Annotated in this window: 16 protein-coding genes; 14 read left to right on the top strand and 2 right to left on the bottom strand. The window is 68.5% G+C overall.

Annotated features, from left to right (window positions below; all coding sequences use genetic code 11):
* The first annotated feature begins 12 nt into the window (after positions 1-12).
* The 8 genes from ftsA (at position 13) to ASG60_RS03200 (ending at position 10,082) form a co-directional block, all read left to right on the top strand.
* Positions 13-1,335: a cell division protein FtsA gene (ftsA, locus tag ASG60_RS03235; RefSeq protein WP_056306451.1), complete on the top strand. Its 1,323-nt coding sequence runs from the start codon at positions 13-15 to the stop codon at positions 1,333-1,335.
* A gap of 128 nt (positions 1,336-1,463) precedes the next feature.
* Positions 1,464-3,227 (top strand): cell division protein FtsZ, encoded by a 1,764-nt coding sequence (gene ftsZ, locus ASG60_RS03230; protein WP_056384208.1) that lies wholly within the window; start codon positions 1,464-1,466, stop codon positions 3,225-3,227.
* 321 nt (positions 3,228-3,548) lie between these two features.
* Positions 3,549-4,496, top strand: a complete 948-nt coding sequence (gene lpxC, locus ASG60_RS03225) for a UDP-3-O-acyl-N-acetylglucosamine deacetylase (RefSeq protein WP_056384207.1) — start codon at positions 3,549-3,551, stop codon at positions 4,494-4,496.
* A gap of 245 nt (positions 4,497-4,741) precedes the next feature.
* Positions 4,742-5,620, top strand: coding sequence for an outer membrane protein assembly factor BamD (locus ASG60_RS03220; RefSeq protein ID WP_056165863.1), 879 nt, complete (start codon positions 4,742-4,744; stop codon positions 5,618-5,620).
* Between the two features lie 266 nt (positions 5,621-5,886).
* Positions 5,887-6,693: a CatB-related O-acetyltransferase gene (locus tag ASG60_RS03215; protein WP_162244770.1), complete on the top strand. Its 807-nt coding sequence runs from the start codon at positions 5,887-5,889 to the stop codon at positions 6,691-6,693.
* 12 nt (positions 6,694-6,705) lie between these two features.
* The gene (locus tag ASG60_RS21750; protein ID WP_082531586.1) at positions 6,706-7,890 is read left to right on the top strand and encodes a glycosyltransferase family 2 protein; all 1,185 of its coding nucleotides are present in this window, start codon (positions 6,706-6,708) and stop codon (positions 7,888-7,890) included.
* 191 nt (positions 7,891-8,081) lie between these two features.
* A complete protein-coding gene (gene recN, locus ASG60_RS03205; protein ID WP_056264977.1) occupies positions 8,082-9,749 on the top strand; it encodes a DNA repair protein RecN in 1,668 nt (555 codons plus the stop codon).
* A 123-nt stretch (positions 9,750-9,872) separates the two neighbouring features.
* On the top strand, positions 9,873-10,082 hold the full coding sequence (locus ASG60_RS03200; RefSeq protein ID WP_244476557.1) for a hypothetical protein: 210 nt from the start codon (positions 9,873-9,875) through the stop codon (positions 10,080-10,082).
* Positions 10,083-10,103: 21 nt separating this feature from the next.
* On the opposite strand, the gene ASG60_RS03195 is transcribed toward ASG60_RS03200, so the two are convergent.
* A complete protein-coding gene (locus tag ASG60_RS03195; RefSeq protein ID WP_200918677.1) occupies positions 10,104-10,373 on the bottom strand; it encodes a hypothetical protein in 270 nt (89 codons plus the stop codon).
* A gap of 266 nt (positions 10,374-10,639) precedes the next feature.
* Between ASG60_RS03195 and pstS the strand changes: the two genes are divergently transcribed.
* The 6 genes from pstS to phoB all read left to right on the top strand — a co-directional run bounded on the left by pstS (position 10,640) and on the right by phoB (position 16,220).
* Complete coding sequence (pstS, locus tag ASG60_RS03190; protein WP_056264982.1) at positions 10,640-11,680, top strand: phosphate ABC transporter substrate-binding protein PstS; 1,041 nt, start codon at positions 10,640-10,642, stop codon at positions 11,678-11,680.
* A gap of 148 nt (positions 11,681-11,828) precedes the next feature.
* Positions 11,829-12,803, top strand: a complete 975-nt coding sequence (gene pstC / locus ASG60_RS03185; protein WP_056384205.1) for a phosphate ABC transporter permease subunit PstC — start codon at positions 11,829-11,831, stop codon at positions 12,801-12,803.
* A gap of 20 nt (positions 12,804-12,823) precedes the next feature.
* Positions 12,824-13,714 carry a phosphate ABC transporter permease PstA gene (gene pstA / locus ASG60_RS03180; RefSeq protein WP_056165880.1) on the top strand — a complete coding sequence of 297 codons (891 nt, stop codon included), beginning with the start codon at positions 12,824-12,826 and terminating at the stop codon, positions 13,712-13,714.
* Between the two features lie 50 nt (positions 13,715-13,764).
* On the top strand, positions 13,765-14,583 hold the full coding sequence (gene pstB / locus ASG60_RS03175) for a phosphate ABC transporter ATP-binding protein PstB (RefSeq protein ID WP_056165883.1): 819 nt from the start codon (positions 13,765-13,767) through the stop codon (positions 14,581-14,583).
* A gap of 94 nt (positions 14,584-14,677) precedes the next feature.
* Positions 14,678-15,418, top strand: coding sequence for a phosphate signaling complex protein PhoU (gene phoU, locus ASG60_RS03170; protein WP_056165889.1), 741 nt, complete (start codon positions 14,678-14,680; stop codon positions 15,416-15,418).
* 100 nt (positions 15,419-15,518) lie between these two features.
* Positions 15,519-16,220, top strand: coding sequence for a phosphate regulon transcriptional regulator PhoB (gene phoB, locus ASG60_RS03165; RefSeq protein ID WP_056165894.1), 702 nt, complete (start codon positions 15,519-15,521; stop codon positions 16,218-16,220).
* Between the two features lie 66 nt (positions 16,221-16,286).
* Here the strand turns inward: phoB and ASG60_RS03160 are convergent, their stop codons facing one another.
* Complete coding sequence (locus ASG60_RS03160; RefSeq protein ID WP_056384204.1) at positions 16,287-16,928, bottom strand: GcrA family cell cycle regulator; 642 nt, start codon at positions 16,926-16,928, stop codon at positions 16,287-16,289.
* Positions 16,929-17,030: the final 102 nt, after the last annotated feature.

Raw genomic sequence — 17,030 nt, 5'->3', positions numbered from 1 at the left:
CCCGGTAGCACCATGCACCACCAGCACGGCCTCACCCCGCGGCTCAAGCCGCTCTCCGCCCGGCGGAGCACCACCCTCTCGGTGCTCGACATCGGGACGAGCAAGATCGTCTGCCTCATCGCCGAGCTTCAGCCGGCCGAGGCGCTCTCGACCCTGCGCGGTCGCACCCACTTCGCCCGCATCATCGGCATCGGCCACCAGCGCTCGCAGGGGCTGAAGGGCGGCGCCATCGTCGATCTCGAAGCCGCCGAGGGCGCCATCCGCCAGGCGGTCCACGCCGCCGAGCGCATGGCCAAGGTCGAGGTGCAGTCCGTCATCGTCAACATGTCGGGCGGCCGCATCGGCTCCCAGCATTTCGAGGCCCGGGTCAACACCCGCACGGGCACCGTCACGGGGACGGACGTGGAGCGCGTGCTGGAGACGGCCTCCGCCCACGGCGTCAGCCCCGGCCGGGCCGTGCTCCACGCCCTGCCCACGGGCTACGCCATCGACGGCCAGGGCGCGGTCATCGACCCGTCGGGCATGATGGGCGACGCGCTGGGCGTCGATCTCCACGTGGTCACCGGCGAGGCCGCCGCCGCCCGCAACCTCATGCTGGCGGTGGAGCATTGCCACCTCGGCGTCGAGGCGGTCATCGCCACCCCCTACGCCGCGGGCCTGTCGGCGCTCGTCGACGACGAGGCCGAGATGGGCGTCTGCGTCGTCGACATGGGCGGCGGCACCACCAGCGTCGGCGTGTTCTCCGGCGGCCACCTCGTCCATGTCGACGCCATCGCGGTCGGCGGCCACCACGTCACCATGGACATCGCCCGCGGCCTCTCCACCCGGGTCGCGGCCGCCGAGCGCCTGAAGACCCTCTACGGCTCGGCGCTTCCCACGGCGTCGGACGACCGCGACATGATCGCGGTCCACGGGGTCGGCGAGGACGAGGGCGACGCCCCCACCCACGTGCCGCGCTCGCAGCTCGTGCGGATCATCCGCCCGCGCGTCGAGGAGGTCCTCGAACTCGTGCGGGACCGCCTGCGCAACGCCGGCTTCTCGGCCCAGGCCGGGCGCCGGGTGGTGCTCACGGGCGGGGCGAGCCAGCTCGTCGGCCTGCCGGAAGTCGCCCGCCGGGTGATGGAGGGGCAGGTCCGCATCGGCCGGCCGCTCGGCATCCGCGGCCTCCCCGAGGCCGCCAAGGGACCCGCCTTCTCGGCGGCGGTGGGGCTCCTGGTCTACCCGCAGGTGGCCCACGCGGAGCACTTCGAACCACGTGGGCACGGCGCCTTCGCGGGCACCGGAACGGACGGCTACTTCTCGCGCGTCGGACGCTGGCTCCGCGAGAGTTTCTAGAGGAACGACCGCCGTCGCGCCCCAAACCCCCGGCATCGGGGGTGGGCGCGAACGGCCAGACGAGAATCGGCGCCTCCCTCCATCGAGGCGTCAAATGAAACGTGAAAGGCACGAGAGGCTCGACACCCATGGCCATCAGTCTGCAGGCACCTGACATCCGGGAACTGAAGCCCCGCATCACCGTCTTCGGCGTCGGTGGAGCCGGCGGCAACGCCGTCAACAACATGATCGAATCCGGCCTGCTCGGCTGCGAGTTCGTCGTCGCCAACACGGATGCCCAGGCCCTCACCTCCTCCAAGGCCGAGCGCGTGATCCAGATGGGTCTCGGCGTGACGCAGGGGCTCGGCGCCGGCTCGCACCCGGAGGTCGGCTCGGCCGCCGCCGACGAGGTCATCGACGAGATCCGCGACCAGCTGTCCGGCGCCCACATGTGCTTCATCACCGCCGGCATGGGCGGCGGCACCGGCACCGGTGCAGCCCCCGTCATCGCCCGCGCCGCCCGCGACATGGGCATCCTCACCGTCGGCGTCGTCACCAAGCCCTTCCAGTTCGAGGGCGTGCGCCGGATGCGCACGGCGGAGGCCGGCATCCAGGAGCTCCAGGCCGCCGTCGACACGCTCATCGTGATCCCGAACCAGAACCTGTTCCGGGTCGCCAACGAGAAGACCACCTTCGCCGACGCCTTCGCCATGGCCGACCAGGTGCTCTACTCGGGCGTCGCCTGCATCACCGACCTCATGGTCAAGGAAGGCCTCATCAACCTCGACTTCGCCGACGTCCGCGCGATCATGCGCGGCATGGGCAAGGCCATGATGGGCACCGGCGAGGCCTCTGGCGAGAACCGCGCCAACCGGGCGGCGGAAGCGGCCATCGCCAACCCGCTCCTCGACGACGTGTCGATGAAGGGCGCCCGCGGCCTGCTGATCTCCATCACGGGCGGCAACGACCTCACCCTCTACGAGCTCGACGAGGCCGCCACCCGCATCCGCGAGGAGGTCGACTCGGACGCCAACATCATCCTCGGCGCCACCTTCGACGAGAGCCTCGACGGCATCATCCGCGTCTCCGTGGTCGCTACCGGCATCGAGCCGGCCCTGATCACGGCCCATTCGCAGAACAACCCCGAGATCCAGCAGACCGAGCAGCGGATCGCCGAGGTGGCCGAGCGGCTTCGGGCGGAAGCGAGGGCCCGGGCGGCGCAGCCCGCCACCACCTTTCGCGCCCCCGGACAAGACCAGCCCCTGACCGCTCCCGCGGCCGCCCCGGTCGCCGCCCCCGTCGCTCCGGCGCCGGTCCAGGCTCCGCGCCCCGCCCTGCCGGAGGCCATGGCCCCCGTCGAGCCGGTGCGGATGGAGATGGCCCCCGTCATCCGCGACGAGGTCGTGCTGACCCAGACCCAGCCCCGCGCCGCCATGGCGTACGAGCCGGCCCCTCTGCCGCTGCCGGAGCCGGCTCCCCTCCAGGCCGCCGGCCCGTTCGTGCCGCCGCGCCCGGCCGTTGCCGTCGCCCGCGCGCCGCGCATGCCGCAGATCCAGGACCTGCCGATGCCGGCCCAGGCCCAGCTCCGCGCCAGCCGCGGCGAAGAGCCGGCGGAGCCCGCCGCCGATACCAAGCGGATGACGCTCCTGCGCCGCCTCGCCACCGTCGGCTTCGGCGGACGCCGCGAGGAGGCCGAGGCCGCCCCCGTGCCGGTGCCGGTGCGCGCTCCGGCCAGCCCGGTGCCGCAGGCCCCCGCCGATTACGCCAAGCGGGCGCCCGCGCCCGCCGCCCAGGGCTACCGCCCGGCCCAGGGCAACCTCGACCCGCAGGGCCGGGTACAGGCCCCGCAGGCCCGGATGATGGACGACGATCAGCTCGAGATCCCGGCCTTCCTCCGCCGCCAGGCCAACTGAACGTCCCGGACGGGGCCCATCTCCGTCCGGCCTGATGTGTTTTTGCAACGCACCCGGGGTCTTGCGACCTCGGGTGACGTGCGTGGTCAAGCGATTGATTGCGCAGAGGTTTTTCGATCGCTCTCCAAACGCTGCATTGTAACACAGCGTAAGAATCCGTGATTTGGTCCCGGTTTGGGGCGGGGCTATACGAATTTTGGAACGAAAAGCGCGGCGGTTTCGCCGCCCGCGCTCGCGGGGCTTCAAGCAGCGGACGGATCACGGGAACGACTTGCCTCCCTCGAAGGAGGCCTGCGTTCGATCACGGCCGAGGGCTATGGAATGCGAACGAACCATCAAACGACACTTAAGGCACCGGCCACCCTCAGGGGGATCGGCGTGCATTCCGGGAACCCGGCGGAGATCACCCTCCACCCCGCGCCGGCGAACCACGGAATCGCGTTCCTCCGCACCGGCATGCCCACCGGCAACGATCGCCTCATCAAAGCCCACCACGCCTGCGTGTCCGCCACCGAACTCTGCACCGTCATCGGCGATGTCCAGACGGGCGCCGTGGCCACCATCGAGCACCTGATGTCCGCCCTCTACGGGGTCGGGCTCGACAACGTCCTCGTCGAGATCGACGGCCCCGAGATGCCGATCCTCGACGGCAGCGCCCGTCCCTTCGTGCAGGCCATCGACGCCGTCGGCCTCACCACCTGCGGCGCCGCCCGGCGCTGGATCAAGGTTCTGCGCCCCGTCCGCATCGAGGTGGACCGCGCTTTCGCCGAACTCCGCCCCATCGACCGCGGCTTCCGCCTCGACGTGGAGATCGATTTCGAGAATCCGGTGATCGGCCGCAGCCGCAAGGCCATGGACCTCACCCCCTCCGCCTATCGCCGCGAGATCGCGGGCGCGCGCACCTTCGGGATGATGCGCGACGTCGAACGCTACTGGAAGGCCGGGTTTGCCCTGGGCGCCTCCCTCGAGAACACCGTCGCGGTGGGCGAGACGGCGGTCGTGAACCCCGAGGGCCTGCGCTACGCCGACGAGTTCGTCCGCCACAAGTTCCTCGACGCCGTCGGCGACCTCGCGCTTGCCGGCCTGCCGCTCCAGGGCGCCTACCGCTCCTATTGCGGCGGCCACCGCATGAACGTCGGCGTGCTGACCGCCCTGTTCTCCGACCGGGCCAACTACGCCATCGTCGAAGCCGCCAGCCCGCGCCGCGAGACCAGCCTCGCCGAATTCGGCAACAGCCTCGGCCTCGCCGCCTTCGCGGGCGAACTCTGACATCGGGATCTGTAGCGGGCCCGCAACATCCGGTCCGCAAATCGGTGGGCTCAGGGCAAAGGCCGGGTCGGCCGCCGTTTTCACGCCCAAATCGCGCGCCACGGTGAATCGTCCGTGAAACGGGGCAAGGTCCGCTGGGCAACGCAGCCGGACCGTGGCATCACGCCGTCAGCCACGCGACCGACACCTGTGATGGCTTGACGACGCGCGTCCCAAGCGGGCCGCCTGTTGGGGGAAGTACCGGAATGCGCCTCACTCATCCGAACCGCGGTGCGATGGCGGCCGTGCTTCTCACGCTCTGCGGCGTGGGCCTCGGCGGCTGCGACGCCCTCGATTCGATCAACCCCTTCGCTGAGAAGTACAAGCCGGAAGTCGTGCCGGATGTTCCTGCCGACAAGCTCTACAGCGACGGCCTGGCGCGGATGGAGGACAAGGACTACGAGGGCGCCTCGAAGAAATTCGGCGAGCTCGACAAGGCCTACAGCTATTCCGACTGGTCGCGCCGCGCGCTGCTGATGACGGCCTACTCGAACTACGAGGGCCAGAAGTACGACGACGCCATCTCGGCCTCGAAGCGCTACCTCCAGCGCCACCCGGCGAGCAAGGACGCGGCCTACGCCCAGTACCTGATGGCGATGTCGCACTACAAGCAGATCCCCGACGTGACCCGCGATCAGGATCGCTCGGAGAAGGCGCTCGCCGGACTGCAGGAGCTCGTCCAGAAGTATCCGACCTCGGAATACGCGACCGACGCCAAGGCCAAGATCCAGATCACCCGCGACCAGCTCGCCGGCAAGGAGATGGAGGTCGGCCGCTTCTACCTCGAGCGTCGCAACTTCCCCGCCGCCATCAACCGCTTCCGCGATGTGGTGAGCAAGTACCAGACGACCCGCCACGCGGAGGAAGCCCTGGAGCGCCTCGTCGAGGCCTATATGGCGCTCGGCATCACCGCCGAGGCGCAGACAGCCGCCGCCGTGCTGGGCCACAACTTCCCCGACAGCCCCTGGTACAAGGACGCCTTCGCGCTCCTGCAGAACGGCGGCCTGGAGCCGCGCGAGGAAAAGTCCTCGTGGCTGAGCAAGGTCTATCGCGGCGTCGTCGGCCGGACCGCCGAAGCGCAGTGACCTGAGCCAGCGGCCCCGCTCGGGGCCGCCGTTCGACCGCCCGACCCAGGTAGGAGGGGGGGGCTTCCAGTTCGAAGTTACCGCGGTTTCCGAGGCGGACCATACCACCGCCGATCATCGACTTTGTATCACCTTTTCCGAAAGCGGAGATCCACCGCTTGGGTCCATGTTCTCTGCTTTTGGAGCGACGTCACCGCCTCATGCTCGTACGCAGAACGACCCGGCTGTTGCGGAAGGTCGGCATCCTCCCTCCGATTCATCGACCGATGCCGACGCCGGTTTCGGTCCCGATCGATGACGCTCCTGCACCCGTTCAGCCGCGGATGACGGCGGATGGTCGCTACGTCATAACTGCCGAACTCAAGGCGACGCTGAATGCACGCGGCGTCGATTCCGCGCCGCCGCCGGACGGCCGGGTGCTTCCGCCCAACAGCGTCTTCGAGCCGCCCTGCTCCCTGCAGTGGATGGATATCCTAGGCCGGATTTCCGTGGGCAGCTTCAGCTACGGCGTCTCCGGTCACTTCAACAACGTCACGATTGGGCGGTACGTCTCCATCGGCGACGAGGTCCAGATGGGACGGGGCGATCACTCGATCGATTGGCTGAGCACCTCGCCTTTCTTCTATCTGCACGAGACGATCATTCCAGTCGGTCGCGACTTCGCAGACGCCGACGCCTACCATGCGTTCGATCCGGACACGGCCGGAAGCGCGGGGTTCGTTCAAGGCAGTACCATCGTGATTGGGAACGACGTCTGGATCGGCCACCGTGCCTATGTCCGGCCCGGCGTGACCATCGGAACGGGCGCGATCATTGGTGCCTACGCGGTGGTGAGCCGTGATGTTCCGCCGTATGCCATCGTCGTGGGGAATCCGGGCCGGGTCGTCCGCTACCGCTTCGATGAGGCGCTCATCGCGCGTCTGCTCGCCTCGAATTGGTGGACGCTCGCGCCGTGGCAGCTGAAGGGGATCGATGTGTCGCGCCCCGCCGAATCCATCGATGCAATTGAGCGCCGCGTTGCGGAGTCGGAGCCTTACAAGCCGGATCCCATTCATCTGGTTGATTTGGTCTAGCGACTGCCATCGATGGACCTGCAGCGCTGGACGTTCCATGCTTGGCAGCGCATACGAGGCTTTGCTGCTAGGCCGCGGTTCCACGATACCTATCAGTATCTCCTAGAGCGTCCTGAGGAGCGGCACTTCGACCGCTGCGGCTCGGACCTGCGGCACGAGACCCCGTTCTTCTCGAAACGCGTCTACGAGAACAGCCGCCGGAAACGCTTTTTTTCACGCCGGGACGCATATCGGGATTGGCTCGCCGTCGGTCGCACCCGCGGGCTCGAATTCGGCGCAGGGTTGAATACCTATCTAAAAGTCGTTCTTAAGATAAAGGATGACGCGTATTTGCTGCCGAAATGGATGGACTACTATAGTCGTCTCGTTGGGTGGCATAATATCATCGTCATGGACTGTGGGTCGAGAGATGAGGCGTATCTGAGCCTGCTTGCGGAATATAGAGAACGAGTTTTGCTGTTCTCATATCCACATTACTACGACAATCTGCACGACGTTGCGTTCAATTTGAATTTCTATCGATTTGTATCACGAAGCTGCAAGTATCTTTGTGTGGTCGATGCGGACGAGTTCGTGTTCGGCTACCGGGACGGGACCATCGGGGGGGACAATCTACTCTCGATTCTGTCGGAGGGCGATGAGCCAATCTATCCGGGCACCTGGTATCAGAACATCGCCGCGCCGGCGGAGCGATCCGATGACCGTGCGTGGCAAGGACCGCTGCGCTTCGATGTCTCACGGGATGCGATCGCGGCCGGGACCTTCAACGGAAAGGCGATCGTGCGTTCGAACATCTGCCCCGATCTCACCCATGTCGGTCACAATCTCCACGTTGGGGACGTTGCCGCGCGCATCCGGCCGGACGCGTGCGGCCGGATCGGGGTGCTCCATGTCTCGAATCTTGGCTCCACGCAGGCCAGAATGCGAGTTCTCAGGCACCTGAAGGCCAAGGGTTTGGTTCCGTCGGACATGCCCTCCGACTCCGTCGCGGATTTTCTTGCCGAAGCGATCGCGCGAGGGTCGATCGCTCAAGGCGATCGGCATTACGCGGACCAATTCCTGCGAGCCGGTGAGGTCGCGGCCGCACCGGGGCCCACCTTCGAAACGGATCTGATCGCCCGCTCGGTTCGCGAGAGGAATCCGGACTTCCAGCGACAGATCGAAGCGTTCGATTTCGCTGCGCTGCTTCCCCACTGATCACTTGAGCGGAACGGGCGCCAAGGATGCCCAACTGCATTTTGCGCGTGAACCCGGGAAGCGTTATGGCTAAGAGTGCCCCTGACAGAATCCGTACCTGACGCCGTCCCTCGACCGGACATCACGGTGCGTTGGGACGCAGGTATCCGGTGGAGAGGACCCGTCCCAGTGGAGAGGACCCGCGCCGCAGCATGCTGAGCCAGCTCGCGATCCGCGACATCGTCCTCATCGACAAGCTCGACCTGAACTTTCGCGAGGGCCTCAGCGTCCTGACCGGCGAGACGGGGGCGGGCAAGTCGATCCTGCTCGACGCCTTCGCCCTGGCGCTCGGCGGACGCGGCGACGGCCGGCTCGTGCGCCACGGCGAGGCGCAGGGCGCCGTGACCGCCGTGTTCGACATCGGCCTCGACCACCCCGCCCGGGCGCTGGCCGCGCAGGCCGACCTCGACACCGAGGGCGATCTCATCCTGCGCCGCATCCAGATGGCCGACGGCCGCACCCGGGCCTTCGTCAACGACCAGCCCGTGGGCGTGCAGGTCCTGCGCGCCATCGGCCTCGCCCTCGTGGAGATCCACGGCCAGCACGACGATCGCGCGCTCGCCGATCCGGGGACGCATCGCGCCATCCTCGACGCCTTCGGTGGCCTCCAGGCGCCCCTCGGTCAGGTGAGCGAGGCCGCCAAGCGCGTACGCGCCGCCCGCGCCAGCCTCGCCGAGCACCGGGCCCGGGTGGAGGCCGCGCGCAAGGAGGTCGACTTCCTGCGCCACGCCGTGGACGAGTTGGAGACCCTCGATCCGAAGGCCGGGGAGGAGACGGCCCTGGCCGAGCGCCGCACGGTGATGCAGCAGGGCGAGAAGGTCGCCCGTGAACTCAACGAGGCCATCGAGGCGTCGGGTGGTCCGGGCGTCGCCCACCTCTCTTCCGCCCTGCGCAAGCTCGAGCGCCGGGCCGGACAGTTGCCCGCCCTGGTCGAGCCCTGCGTCGCCGCCCTCGATGCCGCCCTGACGGCCCTCGACGAGGCCCATACGGTTCTGGACGCCGCCTTGCGCGAGGCCGAGTTCGACCCGCGCGAGTTGGAGCGGGTCGAGGAGCGGCTGTTCGCGCTCCGCGCCGCATCGCGAAAGTACGACGTGCCCGTGGACGATCTCGCGGCGCTGCGCGAGCGCTACGCGTCGGACGTCGCCGCCATCGATGCCGGCGAGGAGGCCCTCGGCGGCCTGGAAAAGACCCTGGCGGGGGCCGAGGCCGCCTACGCCAAGGCGGCGACGAAGCTCACCGAGGGGCGCCGCAAGGCGGCCAAGGCCCTCGACGCGGCGGTGAAGGGCGAATTGCCGCCGCTCAAGCTCGAACGCGCCCGCTTCATCACCGAGATCAGCACCGACCCGGACTCGCGGGATGCCGCGGGCTACGACCGCGTCGAGTTCTGGGCGCAGACCAATCCGGGCACCCGGCCCGGGCCGATGATGAAGGTCGCGTCCGGCGGCGAGCTGTCGCGCTTCATGCTCGCCCTCAAGGTCGTACTCGCCGACAAGGGCTCGGCGCCGACCCTGATCTTCGACGAGATCGACACCGGCGTCGGCGGGGCCGTGGCCGACGCCATCGGCGCCCGCCTGGGGCGCCTCGCCACCCGGGTTCAGGTGGTGGCCGTCACCCACGCGCCTCAGGTGGCCGCCCGGGCCGAGACCCATTTCCTCATCGCCAAGGACCCGGTGAAGGGCAGCGACCGGGTTGCCACCCGGGTCGCGTCCCTGGCCGCCCCGGCCCGGCGCGAGGAGATCGCCCGGATGCTCGCCGGCGCCACCGTGACCGACGAGGCCCGCGCCGCGGCCGCCCGCCTGCTTCAATCGGCGGATGCGTGATGCACCTGGGACACGGACAGCGTTAAGATTTTGTTTACCATGATCGCGGACTCTCACGTGGTGACGGGCACGCGCCTGATTCGGCGTCGGCGTTGAACATCGCTCGAGACGAGGGACTGCGACGTGGACCAGAGAATCACCGGAATGGGCATGGACCACGAACACGACGGGGACGCGCATCCCACGCTGACCGACGAGACGCGCTACCGCCTCGGCAACGCCCTGCGCTCCCTCTACGAGGAGACCTGCGACACGCTGCCGATCCCCGACAGCCAGATCGACCTCCTCCTGCGCCTGCGCCACAAGGAGCGCGACCGCCGCCGGATGGACTGAACGTCCCCGGACTGCGCGGGCCTACCAGCGCCGCGCGCCCGGCTGTCGCCGATATTCCGCCGCCCGGATCAGGGTGAGCACCCGATCGAGGTCGAGCAGGGCTTCGCGCTCCTCGGTGCCGGCCTGCGCGATCGCCTCCGCATTCGTACCGAATTGCTGCTGCTGCTGAACGAGGACGAGCCTGCGCTCCAGGGCCTCGCGCTGCACGTGGAGGTCGAGGAACGCGCCCTCGCCCGGATCGCCCACCGGATCGCCGCCCGACGGCGCCTCTTCGCGGTCCGCTTCGTTCATCGCCATCGTTTCCCCCGAGCCGCATCGTGCCACCACACGGCGCCAAGACACGGTGCTGAGCGCAGGTGTTGCCAACGCACGAAGTCCAAGGACCGTGCCATTCCGCCGCGCCGCCGCGGGGAATGGGCGGGCGCTGTCATCCGTATGTCACGTCGTGGTCATAGAGCCGCACCATCGGGCGGCTAACGGGTCGTGGCGGATCGAGGGCGCGCGGATCGCGCGGGCCCTTCGGTCCCCCCTCCCGCTCGACAGACACGGAGAGCCTCGTGAAACCCTTCGCCTACGCGCTTGCCCTCGGGCTCGCGACCGCCCAGCTCGCCACCTCCGCCCTGGCTGCCGACATCACGGGTGCTGGCGCAACCTTCCCGTTCCCGGTCTATTCCAAGTGGGCCGAGGCCTACCGCAAGGAAAGCGGCATGGGCCTGAACTACCAGTCCATCGGCTCGGGCGGCGGCATCAAGCAGATCCAGGCCAAGACCGTCGATTTCGGCGCCACCGACGCGCCCCTGAAGGGACCGGCCCTCGAGAAGGACGGCCTCGTCCAGTTCCCCACCGTGATGGGCGGCGTCGTCCCCGTGGTGAACATCCCGGGCGTCGAGCCGGGCAAGCTCAAGCTCACCGGCGAGATCGTCGCCGACATCTATGCCGGCAAGATCGCCAAATGGTCGGATGCCCGCATCACCAAGCTCAACGAAGGTGTGAAGCTCCCTGACGCCAACATCACCCCGGTCTACCGCTCGGATGCGTCCGGCACGACCAACATCTTCACCACCTACCTCTCCCAGGTCTCCGAGCCCTGGAAGAAGGAGTTCGGTGCCGCCACCACGGTGAGCTGGCCCGTGGGCCAGGGCGGCAAGGGCAACGAGGGCGTCACCGCCACCGTCAAGCAGGTCCCCAACGCCATCGGCTACGTCGAGTCCGCCTACGCCAAGCAGAACAAGCTCAGCCACACCCTGCTCCAGAACAAGGCCGGCAAGTTCCCGCAGCCCGACGACAAGGCGTTCCAGGCCGCAGCCGCCAGCGCCGACTGGAAGTCCGCCCCCGGTTTCGGCATCTCGCTGACCGACCAGGCCGGCGAGGACGCCTGGCCGATCACCGCCGCGACCTTCATCCTCGTCTACCGCGAGCCGGCCGACGCGGCCAAGACCGCCGACGTGCTCAAGTTCTTCGACTGGGCCTATAAGAACGGCGACAAGCTCGCCGTTGACCTCGACTACGTGCCGCTGCCCGACAACGTCGTCGGCCTGATCCACGAGGCCTGGAAGACCATCAAGACCAAGGATGGCAAGCCCGTCTACAACAACTGAGCCCTCCTCCACGGAGGACAGGTGATCCATCGACGGGCCCGGTGCATGCGCCGGGCCCGTCTCATGGGCGAAAGTGGGCCCGGCGACGGTGGGCTCGCGTCGGGGCACGCCGCGCTGTAGACGCCGCAGAGAGAAGAGACGATTTCGGATGGGCGCCTTGACTGAACAGATCTCCCTGACGCGGACCGCCGCTCCGACCCGGCGCAAGCCCGGCGGCCTCGGCGACACCCTGTTTCGGACCGCCTCCTACGCCTCGGCGATCCTCGTCCTCCTCGTTCTCTTCGGCATCCTCGCCTCCATCGCGTATGGCGGCTGGCCGGCCTTCGCCGAGTTCGGCCCCGGCTTCATCACCTCGAGCGCCTGGAACATCGGCCAGGAGCAATACGGTGCCTTCGTCGCCATCGTGGGCACCCTGGCCTCGGCGATCCTCGCTCTCCTCATCGGCGTGCCGCTGTCCCTCGGCATCGCCATCTACCTGACGCAGCTCTGCCCCGGCTGGGCGCGCAAGCCCGTGGCGATGACCATCGAGCTCCTCGCCTCGGTGCCGAGCATCATCTACGGCATGTGGGGCCTGTTCATCTTCGCGCCCCTGTTCGCCCGCTTCGTGCAGATGCCGGTGTCGAACCTCGTGGAGGGGATGCCCATCGTCGGCACCCTGTTCTACGCCCGCGTGCCCTCGGGCGTCGGCATCCTCACCGCCGGCATCATCCTCGCCATCATGATCGTGCCGTTCGTGGCCTCGATCACCCGCGACATGCTCGACCAGATCCCGACGGTGCTGCGCGAGAGCGCCTACGGCATCGGCTGCACCACCTGGGAGGTGGTGCGGCACGTCCTCGTGCCCCAGGCCTCGGTCTCGATCATCGGCGCGATCATGCTCGGCCTCGGCCGCGCCCTCGGCGAGACCATGGCGGTGACCTTCGTCATCGGCAACGCCAACCGCCTCTCGGCCTCGGTGTTCGATCCGGGCTCCACCATCGCGTCCCGCATCGCCAACGAGTTCAACGAGGCTGACGGCCTGCAGCTGAACTCCCTGATGGCGCTCGGCTGCATCCTGTTCGTCATCACCTTCCTCGTCCTGATCGTCGCCCGCCTGCTCGTCCGGCGCGTGAAGGTCGCTTGAGTCCGGCCGGAGACACCACCATGGACGCGCTCAACACCGTCACCGCCGCGCCGCCCCTCCAGGCGAGCCGGGTCCGCTCGGGACGCCGGGTCGCCGACAAGCTGCTCATCGGCGCCAGCACGGTCGCGACCCTCATCGGCATCCTCGTGCTCGGCTCGATCCTGGCCATGCTGATCATCGAGGGCGTGAAGGGGTTCTCGCCGCTCCTCTTCACCGAGCCGACGCCCGGGCCCGGCTCCGAGGGCGGCGGCATCGCCAACGCGATCCTCGGCAGTCTGGTGATGACCTTCCTGGGCATCCTGGTCGCGACGCCGGTGGGCGTCATGGCCGGCACCTTCCTCGCGGAGTACGGCCGCAACTCGAAGCTCGCCGACCTCATCCGCTTCCTCAACGACATCCTGCTCTCGGCACCCTCCATCCTCATCGGCCTGTTCGTCTACACCCTGATGGTGCGGCCCATGGGGAGCTACTCGGGCTGGGCCGGCGCCGTGGCGCTCGCCATCATCGCCACCCCGGTCATCGTCCGCACCACCGAGGACATGCTGCGCCTCGTGCCCTCGACCCTGCGCGAGGCCGGCGCGGCGCTCGGGGCCCCGCCCTCCAAGGTGATCACCGCCATCACGTGGCGCGGGGCCTCCGCCGGCATCGTCACCGGCATCATCCTGGCGCTCGCCCGCATCGCCGGCGAGACCGCGCCGCTCCTGTTCACGGCGCTCAACAACAACAGCTGGTTCTCACCCAACCTCATGGGCGGCGTGCCGAACCTGCCGGTGATGATCTACCAGTTCGCCCTCTCGCCCTACGGCAACTGGCAGCAGCTCGCCTGGGCCGGCGCCCTCCTGATCACCGTCACGATCCTCGCCCTCTCGATCGTGGCCCGCTTCGTCATCAAGAGCGAGCGCGCGCGCTGATCCGCGCCCCGTTCGCCCCGCCCCCGTTCGACCTGAAGGACCCGCAACCGATGAACGCCGCCAACGGGATCACCTCCGCGCAGCTCACCGGCCGCCACAAGGCGGACGAGAGTTCCCCCGTCCGCATCGCCGTGAAGGATCTGAACTTCTACTACGGCACCTTCCACGGCCTGAAATCCGTGAACCTCAACTTCCACGACCGGCAGGTCACCGCACTCATCGGTCCGTCGGGCTGCGGGAAATCGACCCTGCTGCGCACCTTCAACCGCATCTACAGCCTCTACCCCGACCAGCGCGCCGAAGGGGAGATCCTGCTCGACGGCCAGAACGTCCTCGACGCCAGGGTCGACCTGAACGAGCTGCGCTCGCGCATCGGCATGGTGTTCCAGAAGCCGACGCCGTTCCCGATGTCGATCTACGACAACGTCGCCTTCGGCCTGCGCCTCTACGAGAAGCTGCCGAAAGCCGATCTCGACGTGCGCGTGGAGGAGTCCCTGCGCAAGGCCGCCCTGTGGGACGAGGTGAAGGACAAGCTCAAGCAGTCCGGCATGGGCCTCTCGGGCGGCCAGCAGCAGCGCCTGTGCATCGCCCGCACGGTGGCGCAGCGCCCCGAGGTGATCCTGTTCGACGAGCCGACCTCGGCCCTCGACCCGATCTCGACGGGCCGCATCGAAGAGCTCATCGAGCAGCTGCGGTCCGAATTCACCATCGTCATCGTCACGCACAACATGCAGCAGGCGGCGCGCATCTCGCAGTTCACGGCGTTCATGTATCTCGGCGAACTCGTCGAGTTCGGTCCGACCACGCGGATCTTCATGAACCCCGAGAAGCGCCAGACCCAGGACTACATCACCGGCCGCTTCGGCTGATTTCTTGGGAGAGGGGGCGGCTCCTCCGCCGCAGCCCGCCCCACCCCGCCCTGTGGCAGGTTTCCCCGAACGAGACCTGACCGAGGAGTGCGACATGCCCGACCACATCGTCAGTTCCTACGACACCGACCTCGAAGACCTGCGGCGGTCCATCTCCGAGATGGGCGGCATCGCCGAGAAGATGATGACGGAGGCGAGCGACGCCCTCGTGCGCCGCGACGTGCCCCTGGCCCAGGCGGTCATCGCCGCCGATCACCGCCTCGACACCCTGCAGCGCGAGATCGAGGAGCGCTCGATCCTGCTCATCGCCCGGCGCCAGCCCATGGCCATCGACCTGCGCGAGACCGTGTCGGCGATCCGGGTCTCGAACGACCTCGAGCGCATCGGCGATCTCGCCAAGAACGTCGCCAAGCGCGTGGTGGCGATCGCGGACCAGATCCAGCCGCAGAAGATCGTCATCGGCGTCCAGCACATGAGCGACTTGGTGCAGGAGCAGCTCAAGGACGTCCTCGACGCCTATGCCAGCCGCGACACCAAGGCGGCCCTCGACGTGTGGGAGCGCGACGACGCCATCGACGCCCTGTACAACTCGCTGTTTCGCGAGCTCCTGACCTACATGATGGAGGATCCGCGCAACATCTCGTTCTGTACGCACCTGCTGTTCGTCGCCAAGAACATCGAGCGTATCGGCGACCACACCACCAACATCGCCGAGACGATTCACTACCTCGTCACCGGCGCCAACAGCCTGGCGGAGAGCGATCGTCCCAAGAACGACGCCTCGAACTACGCCACGGTGGACATGCCGCCCCTCGGCCTGACCACGGGGGCCTGAGGGGAGCCCTCGTCGAGGGCGCGAAAGACCAAGGGTTCGAGCCCTGCCCGCCCCGCCATGGGTCGGGCAGGGTTCCGGGCCGCATGAGCGGGCGGTTGTGATGAGTACGCGGATCCTCATCGTCGAGGACGAGGAGGCCCTGACCCTCCTGTTGCGCTATAATCTTGAGGCCGAAGGGTTCGAGGTCGATTCCGCCGCGCGCGGCGACGAGGCCGACCTGCGGATGCAGGAGCAGGTGCCCGACCTCGTGCTGCTCGACTGGATGCTGCCCGGCCTGTCGGGGATCGAGCTGTGCCGCCGGATCCGGGCGCGCCGGGAGACCGAGCGCCTGCCGGTGATCATGCTGACGGCCCGGGGCGAGGAGGGCGACCGCATCCGTGGCCTCGGCACCGGGGCCGACGACTATATCGTCAAGCCGTTCTCCGTGCCGGAACTGCTCGCCCGCGTGCGCGCGCTCCTGCGCCGGGCCAAGCCGGCCCACGTGGCCAACCTGCTGGTGGCCGGCGACATCGAGCTCGACCGTCTCAGCCACCGCATCCGCCGCGAGGGCCGCGAGATCCATCTCGGTCCGACGGAGTTCAAGCTCCTCGAATTCCTCATGCGCAGTCCCGGGCGCGTGTTCTCGCGCGAGCAGCTGCTCGACGGCGTCTGGGGGCACGACGTCTACATTGACGAGCGTACCGTGGACGTGCACGTCGGGCGTTTGCGCAAGGCCCTGAACCGGCCCCGGCAGAGCGACCCGATCCGCACGGTCCGGGGCTCGGGCTACTCGTTCGACGAGATGTTCGCCGGCACCGAGTGACGCGCCGGCCGCAAGCGCGGAGCGTGACCCGCTCGGATTCCCGGCGGCACGACGATCGCGATCGCCTCAGCGAAATCCGCCGACCCTGCGGTCGCGCTTGCGCTCGGCCGCCGGCTGGTAGGCGATCTGGGCGTGGTGGGTGCAGTAGGGCAGGCCGGTGATGGCGCGGTCGCCGCAATAGTGGAAATCGGGCGACGTCGGGTCCCCGAGGGGCCAGCGACACATGGATTCGCGCAGATCCATGATCGTGACCCTGCGCGAGGCCGCCAAGCCCACGGCCTCGATCCGGGCCACGGGCACCGGCGCGGCGCGCGTATCCGCGGGAGCGGGCTGCATCGCGACGACGGATCCGGCCTCGACCGCCGCGGTTCCGGACGGTTCGCTGTCCCGGCCCACGGTCCCGAGCATGGGGGCATCGATCCCGAGCCCTTGGATTTCGGTGTCCCGATGCCCGGTCTCGTGGTCCGCGGATTCCGGTTGTCCGGGCTCCTGGCCCGCGCCCTCGCGGGCCGGCTTCTTGCGGGGGAGGGTGTCGGGCCCTTTCGCCACGCGGCCGGACAGGCCGAGACGATGGACCTTGCCGATGACGGCGTTGCGGGTCACGCCACCGAGTTGCGTGGCGACCTGGCTCGCGCTCAGGCCGTCCTGCCACAGGCGACGCAGGAGATCGACGCGCTCGTCCGACCAGATCGGAACCGTTTCGGTCATCGCCCCCTCCGACATCGTGCACCGATCACCGCATGTATCACGGGCGCGAAGGACCGGCGGCGGAGCTCCGCAGCGTAAGGTCCCGGGACCGGACAGGTGACG

This window comes from Methylobacterium sp. Leaf469 (assembly GCF_001424745.1).
Lineage (GTDB): Bacteria > Pseudomonadota > Alphaproteobacteria > Rhizobiales > Beijerinckiaceae > Methylobacterium.
Note: the sequence above shows the minus strand (reverse complement) of the source record. Positions and strands in the feature narration are given on the sequence as shown.

Coding starts and splice junctions, on each gene's coding strand:
- pstC (WP_056384205.1), top strand. CDS start 11,829: ATGGGCGCCTTGACTGAACAGATCTCCCTGACGCGGACCGCCGCTCCG.
- ASG60_RS03195 (WP_200918677.1), bottom strand. CDS start 10,373: ATGAACGAAGCGGACCGCGAAGAGGCGCCGTCGGGCGGCGATCCGGTG.
- ftsZ (WP_056384208.1), top strand. CDS start 1,464: ATGGCCATCAGTCTGCAGGCACCTGACATCCGGGAACTGAAGCCCCGC.
- ASG60_RS03160 (WP_056384204.1), bottom strand. CDS start 16,928: ATGACCGAAACGGTTCCGATCTGGTCGGACGAGCGCGTCGATCTCCTG.
- phoB (WP_056165894.1), top strand. CDS start 15,519: ATGAGTACGCGGATCCTCATCGTCGAGGACGAGGAGGCCCTGACCCTC.
- phoU (WP_056165889.1), top strand. CDS start 14,678: ATGCCCGACCACATCGTCAGTTCCTACGACACCGACCTCGAAGACCTG.
- ASG60_RS21750 (WP_082531586.1), top strand. CDS start 6,706: ATGGACCTGCAGCGCTGGACGTTCCATGCTTGGCAGCGCATACGAGGC.
- ASG60_RS03215 (WP_162244770.1), top strand. CDS start 5,887: ATGCCGACGCCGGTTTCGGTCCCGATCGATGACGCTCCTGCACCCGTT.
- recN (WP_056264977.1), top strand. CDS start 8,082: ATGCTGAGCCAGCTCGCGATCCGCGACATCGTCCTCATCGACAAGCTC.
- ftsA (WP_056306451.1), top strand. CDS start 13: ATGCACCACCAGCACGGCCTCACCCCGCGGCTCAAGCCGCTCTCCGCC.
- ASG60_RS03220 (WP_056165863.1), top strand. CDS start 4,742: ATGCGCCTCACTCATCCGAACCGCGGTGCGATGGCGGCCGTGCTTCTC.
- pstA (WP_056165880.1), top strand. CDS start 12,824: ATGGACGCGCTCAACACCGTCACCGCCGCGCCGCCCCTCCAGGCGAGC.
- pstB (WP_056165883.1), top strand. CDS start 13,765: ATGAACGCCGCCAACGGGATCACCTCCGCGCAGCTCACCGGCCGCCAC.
- lpxC (WP_056384207.1), top strand. CDS start 3,549: ATGCGAACGAACCATCAAACGACACTTAAGGCACCGGCCACCCTCAGG.